Source organism: Virgibacillus sp. W0430 (assembly GCF_051846935.1).
In the GTDB taxonomy this organism is placed as follows: Bacteria; Bacillota; Bacilli; order Bacillales; family Amphibacillaceae; genus JBPYCR01.
In genome coordinates this window covers 42928-50753 of sequence record NZ_JBPYCS010000019.1, presented here as the reverse complement: position 1 = coordinate 50753, position 7826 = coordinate 42928, and the positions used below count along the sequence as shown (strand labels likewise).

Here is a 7826-nt window from a genome sequence, read left to right as displayed (position 1 = left end):
AAAAAGGATACTTATTTTTCGCCTATCCGAAAAAAGGAAATAAACGATATGATACACACATTCATCGAGATGCTATTTTTCCAGCGTTGAAAGTCGATGAAGATGGTTATGTACTTAACAGTGATATAAAATTCTCGCGAATGGTTCGCATGGATGATGTTTATACTGTTGTAGGATTAAAACGTGAAAAAAAGAAGGTGAGAAAAACAGCTGCAGCTAGTCAATGTGTAGCGGATTATGAGGATAATGTAAAAGATATAAAAGCTCTATTAGCAGACCATCCAAATGAGTTGGCGTTCTATGAGAAACTTACACCAGGTTATCAAAGAGATTGGGCTCGTCAAATTTTTTCAGCTAAGCAACAGAAGACACGAGATAAGCGGAAGGCGCAAATGGTTGAAATACTGTCCCAAGGCTATAAGTCTGTTGATCTATTTCGACAAGGGAAGAAATAAGCATGCACTAATGAACATAAATGTATAATTTTGCAAGAACATAGTACAATGAGTAGGATGTAAAAAGTGGATAATCAACCGGCAGTTTTTAAAAAAGATAGGAGGAAATTATATGGGAAGATTGATACATTTTGAAATTCATGTAGATAATATGGAACGGGCGAAGAATTTTTATGGGGAAGTATTCGGTTGGACCTTTCAAGACTGGAGTGATTATGCAGGAATGCCTTATTGGGGGGCAGTAACTGGTGAAGATAACGAGCCTGGAATTAATGGAGCATTGATGCAACGGAAAGGATCTTCTCCACAACCGAATCAAGCTTTAAATGGGTATGCTTGTACAATAGGTGTAGAGGATTATGATACTACTGAAGCAAAAATTCTAGAAAGTGGCGGTAACGTAGCCTTAGCTAAACATGCACTTCCAGGTATGGCTTGGCAAGGGTATTATACTGACACAGAAGGAAATATATTCGGTATTCATCAACCAGATGAGCATGCAAAGTAGTTAATTCCTTTAATACCTAACGAGTTGGCTTAGTGAAAAAAGAGGAACAAGTTTCCTTTAGCCTAAAACGAATAGAAAACACCCCAAGAATTAGATGTTTCAGTCTAACTCAAGGGGTGACATCAATAGAAGCTATAGCGAGAGGTGTTTCTCATTAAATGTTTAAAATCGCGTTTAGTTTTCCGCAACTTTTAAATCTGTTATTAGAAATTCATCATCCGTACGTTCTACGGTATAGACGTTTTTAAATTCTTTATTTGTTTCATCCCCCGTATTCCAATCGTAAATAGAAAATGCTTCATAAACAGTTACTTTGTACGTATCTTCGTCCACTTTATTCATGTCAATAATTTCATAATTTAATAAATCTTCGGATATATCCCTTTAGTATAAATCTTTAACAAATGCTGCTTGTTCTTTATAAAAATCACTTGTTGGGGAAATATAAGCTGTGATATAGTCACTATCTCCTGAATTTACAGCATCGCTAAAGCCGGACAAATACCAGCTTATTATATCATCCACTTTTTCTCGATCGGCAGCTTCTTGTGCTTCTGCAACATATTCATCTGCTTCTGCGCGTGAAGATGTGTATAAGTAAACGGAATCACTATATGTATCAAGAAATAACGTATCCTCATCTTCTCTCGTAATTTCTACATAATCCTCATATTCGTCGTTGTATGCAGTAAGCATCTCTTTGTCTGCATATTCTATTTCTAGCTTTAGTCTATTTCGCTCAGAAAGAAAGTTGACTGTCCCATCTGATTTGAACTCAATAAAATTATTATCTTCCGATCTCCATACGCCAGCAATATCATTAAAGTCGAGCTCATTATTAAATACAAGCTCATTATGATAATACACATTATGATAGTTACTTAAATCGTCATGAACTACTTTTGCGTCTTGCATGTCTTTCATCATATATAATGTATCTTCACTCGTAGAATAAATAAGGCTTCCGTAGACATAGCTATATGCTTCAACATTGCTTGTTATTTTTTCATTGCCTACAAACAATTCATCATTATTGTTTTGATAAATGATTTTACCGTCCTCTGAAATCGTATAGCTTAATGCATCGGTAGCAATCTTTTTATTTTCTCCGTTGGAATTTAATGTGTATACATTACTTTCGCTATCTTCATAGAAAAGTCCGTGGTCCTCTACAAATTGAAAAAGATAGACATCGCTTGCAAGTTTCGTAGCTGAATCTTCATCTGCTTTTTTTCGGAAAAGATTATCGTCGGAGTTAACGAAATAATAATTGCCGTTATCGTACCAATAATCGCGGACGTCTGACGTAATTTTACTTGTAGGCATGTCATCTTTAAGCTCTGTTTTATACAATGTATATGTATCCGAATCAGATCCAATATAAATTAAGGCATTATCTACTAATTGAACAGAATTCATTATAATCGAATCCGAAGATATTTTTTTCGCTTCTTCGTCTTTTCCATTACGATAAAATAAAAAGTAATCATCATTCAAATAAGCTAGGTCGCCGTCTTTGCTAAAAATTATAAAAGATTCCGTGTTTGTCGCAATTTCTTCTTCCGTTCTTTTCTCTATATTGTACTTGCGAAAATACCCATCATAGTTCACATAATATAAGTCATTGTTTATAAGCTCATATTGGTATACATTGGACGCGATTTTTTCTACATCGGCATCCTTTTTTATAATGTATAAATCATTGTCCTCGTTCTCGTATGTAATTATTCCGTTGTCGTAGCTACTCGTGTCGTAGAAGTATACATTCTCTGCAAGCTTTACTTTGTCACTGCCTGACTCGTATTCATATAAAGTATTTTCGTTATCGAGAAATAACACTTTATTGTCCTTGTTTAAATACGAAAAGTTAAACTCTTTTACATCTGTAGAAATTTTATCCATTTTGTCATCGCCGAGCGTTTGAATCGATAGATCTCCTACACTGATGCTATCATCGTTTTGGTAATTTTCCTTGGCTTCACCTGTTTTTCAGCGCCAAGTTGTTTGCCGGTTCCTGTACAGCCTGTTAATAAAGCTATTAAAACGATTCCAATGATAAGTAAATCACGCTGTCTACACTTCAAAACTCTCATCCTTTTCTAAAAGTATGCAACTATTTTACCATATGAAGGAAGGAGATTTAATAAGATCGGACTAGAATTTTAAATTTATTTTAAGGGGAATTCAAATAGATGGAGAAAGCTTTTGATTAAATAAACGTTCGTGGTTTAAAAATAAAACGCACGAACGCTTGGAGTTATTCAGGCTAGGGACGGCTATTCCTTGTACTTACGCGCCAATAATTATTTGCAGCCGCAACGGTTTGATAATGGATGGCGATCACTTGAGAAGCAGCTATTAGATTATCGGCGTTTCGAGAATATTTCGGGCGCAATTTTTTTCGTACACGTTCGGAAGGCTGTGTATATGCGATCCCTTTTTGGGCGAGCTTAATCGCCAGTTCATATCCTTCTTGCGGTGTTGCAGTTTTAAGACTTTTGATCCATTTTTCCACAAAATCCATCTCCTTAGTTATATGTTAAAATAGTATATAACCCATTCAGTAAAATGGTTCATTGTGTGTAGCTGGGAAGTGAAAAAGAATGAAAAAGCAAATTACAGTATTGATTATTTCTTTCATATTATTAGCAGGTTCATTGATTCCCACATTTCAAATGGTTCGAGAAGTTTGGATTGATACCATTATTTCGTCACGTTATGATATCCATCATGCGTATGAAGAACAAGGCTTTGAAGATATTATTGATGTACAAGAAATAAAGATTAATAGTAAACATATAAAGATTTTAGAAGAAGAAACAGGTCAAAAAGCTCCATTAACCTATTGGGATAAAGAGGCAAACGTTCCCCCTGGGGATATAGTTCGCATTCATTTGTTAGTAAATAACAAGGAGATTTCGAGTTCGGATGAAATATGGCTTTCGAATCGAAGTAGAGGGAGCAGATATTTTTCTTGGTTGGATGTGTTAACGGTTACCGATCGTATAACGGGGAGTGAACAAATTAAAATTGTTCAAAGGCTGACAAGGGATGATGCGGCGATGGAGGATCGAAAATGGAAGATAATTACGATTTCATCGTCAGGTAATACGATAAAAGAAGACGTCGTTACTTATAATGAAAGAAGTGAAAATAAATTAGGTGTAAAGCTGATAAACTTTTCTGGAACTGCTTTAATGGCAATGGGGTACTACTCGGATATAATGAAGGGGTATCCAAGTTTCGTTTTTCCATTTATCTATCCGATCTTCATAAATGCAGTTGGTTTTTTGTTGTTCTTCATAGCGTTAAGCTCATTTATAGTGAAGCGTGAATCGTTAAGAGGGTTTTCGACTTTTTAATTTTTTGCAATCTTGTATAGTATAATTTTATATTCATGAATGAATTTCATTAATGAATTTCATTAATGCGTATTTTAAAAGAGTTCTTTCAATTAAACAATGTTCGTTCCAGAACAGGTAAACGAGCAAAAATTCATTTTGATATAGTCACCTTAATGTACAATGCATCTAAATTAGCAGTTGATCGAATTAATACAGCATTCAACCAAGAAACACGGGCTGCATAGCAACACCAACTCGTCTGTGTGGAATCTGGATCCACGCAGACTCCTGCAGGAAAAGCAACAGCCGAAAATCCATTTTAAAAGTTTTGTGGCAACCTTTTAAAATTAGTTGAGGCGTTGCCTGTGGAAAGCGGAGTGGATCCGGATGGAACATGGCAGACACCAATCTCGCTTTAAATTTTTAAGTGGATTTTAAAATTCTGTTCTTTTGTGATTTTTTTAAAATGGCAATTATGAAATCGAATCTCATATTAAAGCGATTCAACCGTTCAAATTAATTGAACGGTTGAATCGCTTTTTTAATAGTTATGAATAAAAGTAACATGCTTATGTGGGTAGTTAGAAAGCGTTGGATCGAATTGAGAGTCACATTTTTATTATAATATCCTACTAATTGATTGACATTCTCATTGATAATGATTATCATTGATAATGCAACGAGTGAGATACTAAATAATTGTAATCCGCTACCAGTGGGATATTAGTAATCTACGAAGCTTACATACAATACATGTTGGAGATAGTTATGAAAAAAAGATATTTAATTGTATTACTCATATTCCTCTCATTCATATCTTTATTTGTTGGGGTCAGCAATATAACCCCGTTTGATTTGTTTGATTTCCAATCAGAAGAGACGCAAATATTTCTTATTAGCAGAATACCGAGGTTACTGTCAATTCTTTTTGCTGGTGCAGCAATGAGTATAGCTGGTTTAATTATGCAGCAGCTAAGCAGAAATAAATTTGTTTCACCTACGACAGCAGGGACACTTGATGCAACGAGACTCGGAATACTTGTATCGATGCTCATGTTTACGAACGCGTCTATTCTTGAAAAAATGGTTGTGTCTTTTGTATTTGCGCTTGCCGGCACGTTTTTGTTTATGCAATTGCTCGACCGTATCAAGTTTAAAGATGCAGTATTCATCCCTCTAATAGGCTTAATGTTTGGTAATATTCTGTCATCAATAACAACCTTTTTTGCGTATCGAGCAGATATTATTCAAAATATGGCTGCATGGCTGCAAGGTGATTTTTCTTTAATTATGAAGGAACGTTATGAGTTACTTTACATAACTATTCCGGTTTTGTTTATTTCTTACTTGTATGCGAATCGATTTACAGTTGCAGGTATGGGGGAGGATTTCTCTAAAAACTTAGGAATCTCATATAAGCGGATATTAAATATCGGACTTGTGCTCGTTGCCCTTCTGACTGTCACAGTAGTGTTGACTGTAGGAATGATTCCATTTTTAGGGTTAATTATCCCGAACATCATCTCCATATTTAAAGGGGATCACTTGCAGAAAACTTTGCCACATACCGCATTGTTAGGTGCTATCTTTCTTTTGATCTGTGATATTTTAGGAAGAATCATTATTTTTCCGTATGAAATTTCTATTAGCTTAATGGTTGGGGTAATCGGTGGCGCTATCTTCCTATACTTGTTGTTTAGGAGGAAGCAATATGCGTAGTAACTCAGGTAAATTGAAAATGATTTATTCATTAGCTGCGCTCGCATGTGTAATCTATTTGCTTCATGATTTAAATGGAAGCTTTGATTATGCATTACCAAGACGGCTAATAAAAGTAATTGCAATGATACTAACAGGAATTTCTATAGCATTTGCAACCGTTGTTTTTCAGACGATTGCTCACAATAAAATTTTAACACCAAGTATTATGGGGCTTGATTCACTTTATTTACTACTGCAAACAACGATTATATTCTTTTTGGGTTCTACGCATGTCGTTGTTATGGATAAAAAGATAAATTTCTTTATATGTGTTGGTGCAATGATTCTCTTTGCCTTTTTATTGTATAACGCGCTTATGAAGAACGGAAAATATCCCGTTTACTTTCTATTGCTTGTAGGAATCATCTTAGGAACCTTCTTTTCTAGTATTTCAACGTTTTTACAAGTACTGATCGATCCGAATGAATTTTTAAGTGTGCAGGATCGGATGTTTGCAAGCTTTAATAATGTGAATGCGGATTTAGTTTGGATTGCCTTCGGATTAATTATTGTCGTATTTGCAATCGGTTGGAGATATATTCGTTATTTAGATGTTATTTCCCTAGGCCGTGAAAATGCGATTAATTTAGGCATACCATATGACTCTACTGTTAAAAAGATGCTAATACTTGTTGCAGTGTTTATCGCTATAGCTACTGCATTAGTAGGACCAATTACTTTTTTTGGACTTATCGTAGCAAATTTAGCGTATCAATTTTTTAATACGTATAAGCATTCCATCCTTATTACAGGTGCAATTGGTATCGGTATTATCGCATTAGTAGGCGGACAGTGGGTAGTTGAACGAATCTTTACGTTTTCGACGACATTAAGTGTAATTATTAATTTTTTCGGAGGCGTATACTTTATATATTTATTGCTTAAGGAGAGTCGATCAAATTGATTCAGATTCGTACATTATCGAAGTTTTACGGTAAGAAGTCCGTTGTTAAAGACGTAACGGTAAACATACATCGTGGAAAAATAACGTCTTTTATCGGACCAAACGGTGCAGGGAAGTCGACCCTTCTTTCTATGGTAAGCCGATTGATTGAAGCAGATACCGGAGAGGTTTTAGTCGATAATAAACAGGCAAAGGATTTTAAGTCGAATGATTTTTCAAGACGCGTATCGATTTTAAAGCAATCCAATTTTATGAACGTTCGCTTAACCGTACGTGAGCTTGTAGGGTTTGGCAGGTTTCCTTATTCAAAAGGGCGACTAAACGAAGATGATGAACAAATGATCGACAAAGCAATTGACTATATGGGATTAAACGATTTGCAAACAAATTATTTAGATGAGCTATCAGGCGGACAACGCCAACGTGCATTTGTAGCAATGGTAATTGCCCAAGATACAGAGTACATTTTACTTGATGAGCCTTTGAATAATTTAGATATGAAGCACTCTGTACAAATTATGAAAATCCTTCGACGTCTCGTTGATGAATTAGGAAAGACAGTTGTTATCGTTTTGCACGATATTAATTTTGCTTCCGTTTATTCCGATCGTATTGTTGCGTTAAAGGACGGAAAAGTAGTGAAGGATGGTCCGACAAGCGAGATTATTCAATCGGATTCGTTAAAAGAAATATACGATATGGATATTGCAATACGGAATGTTGATAATTGTAGAATTTGTGTTTATTTCAATTCGTAATAAAAGTGCGTGTGAGAAGACTCGTAGTTTTATTCTTAGATGAATAAATTATATTGCACAAAAAACTTAAAAAAATGTAAATCACAAGAGATTTTT

10 protein-coding genes and 1 pseudogene are annotated in these 7826 nt (G+C 35.0%); 7 read left to right on the top strand and 4 right to left on the bottom strand.

The genetic code is table 11. The annotated features are described in order from the left end of the window. Both ACLIBH_RS10500 and ACLIBH_RS10495 read left to right on the top strand, forming a co-directional pair. On the top strand, window positions 1-455 hold a 455-nt coding region (locus ACLIBH_RS10500), incomplete at its 5' end, for a YdeI/OmpD-associated family protein (protein ID WP_439316667.1). 112 nt (window positions 456-567) lie between these two features. Then, window positions 568-963: a VOC family protein gene (locus tag ACLIBH_RS10495; protein WP_439316666.1), complete on the top strand. Its 396-nt coding sequence runs from the start codon at window positions 568-570 to the stop codon at window positions 961-963. Window positions 964-1137: 174 nt separating this feature from the next. Here the strand turns inward: ACLIBH_RS10495 and ACLIBH_RS10490 are convergent, their stop codons facing one another. From ACLIBH_RS10490 to ACLIBH_RS10475, 4 genes are all read right to left on the bottom strand, one after another. Then, entirely contained in the window at window positions 1138-1341 is a 204-nt protein-coding gene (locus tag ACLIBH_RS10490; protein WP_439316668.1) for a TcaA NTF2-like domain-containing protein, read from the bottom strand. 6 nt (window positions 1342-1347) lie between these two features. Beyond that, window positions 1348-2865, bottom strand: coding sequence for a hypothetical protein (locus ACLIBH_RS10485; RefSeq protein ID WP_439316665.1), 1518 nt, complete (start codon window positions 2863-2865; stop codon window positions 1348-1350). A gap of 35 nt (window positions 2866-2900) precedes the next feature. Then, window positions 2901-3047, bottom strand: a complete 147-nt coding sequence (locus ACLIBH_RS10480; protein WP_439316664.1) for a hypothetical protein — start codon at window positions 3045-3047, stop codon at window positions 2901-2903. 182 nt (window positions 3048-3229) lie between these two features. After that, entirely contained in the window at window positions 3230-3478 is a 249-nt protein-coding gene (locus ACLIBH_RS10475) for a hexameric tyrosine-coordinated heme protein (RefSeq protein WP_439316663.1), read from the bottom strand. 88 nt (window positions 3479-3566) lie between these two features. Between ACLIBH_RS10475 and ACLIBH_RS10470 the strand changes: the two genes are divergently transcribed. From ACLIBH_RS10470 to ACLIBH_RS10450, 5 genes and pseudogenes are all read left to right on the top strand, one after another. Continuing rightward, on the top strand, window positions 3567-4325 hold the full coding sequence (locus ACLIBH_RS10470; RefSeq protein ID WP_439316662.1) for a hypothetical protein: 759 nt from the start codon (window positions 3567-3569) through the stop codon (window positions 4323-4325). 74 nt (window positions 4326-4399) lie between these two features. Beyond that, a pseudogene (locus tag ACLIBH_RS10465) lies at window positions 4400-4552 on the top strand (IS5/IS1182 family transposase); the annotation flags it as partial. 523 nt (window positions 4553-5075) lie between these two features. Further along, the gene (locus ACLIBH_RS10460) at window positions 5076-6026 is read left to right on the top strand and encodes an ABC transporter permease (protein WP_439316661.1); all 951 of its coding nucleotides are present in this window, start codon (window positions 5076-5078) and stop codon (window positions 6024-6026) included. Next, window positions 6019-6972 carry an iron chelate uptake ABC transporter family permease subunit gene (locus ACLIBH_RS10455; protein ID WP_439316660.1) on the top strand — a complete coding sequence of 318 codons (954 nt, stop codon included), beginning with the start codon at window positions 6019-6021 and terminating at the stop codon, window positions 6970-6972. Before ACLIBH_RS10460 ends, ACLIBH_RS10455 begins: the two co-directional genes overlap by 8 nt. Then, window positions 6969-7730 carry an iron ABC transporter ATP-binding protein gene (locus ACLIBH_RS10450; protein WP_439316659.1) on the top strand — a complete coding sequence of 254 codons (762 nt, stop codon included), beginning with the start codon at window positions 6969-6971 and terminating at the stop codon, window positions 7728-7730. Before ACLIBH_RS10455 ends, ACLIBH_RS10450 begins: the two co-directional genes overlap by 4 nt. Window positions 7731-7826 lie beyond the last annotated feature (96 nt).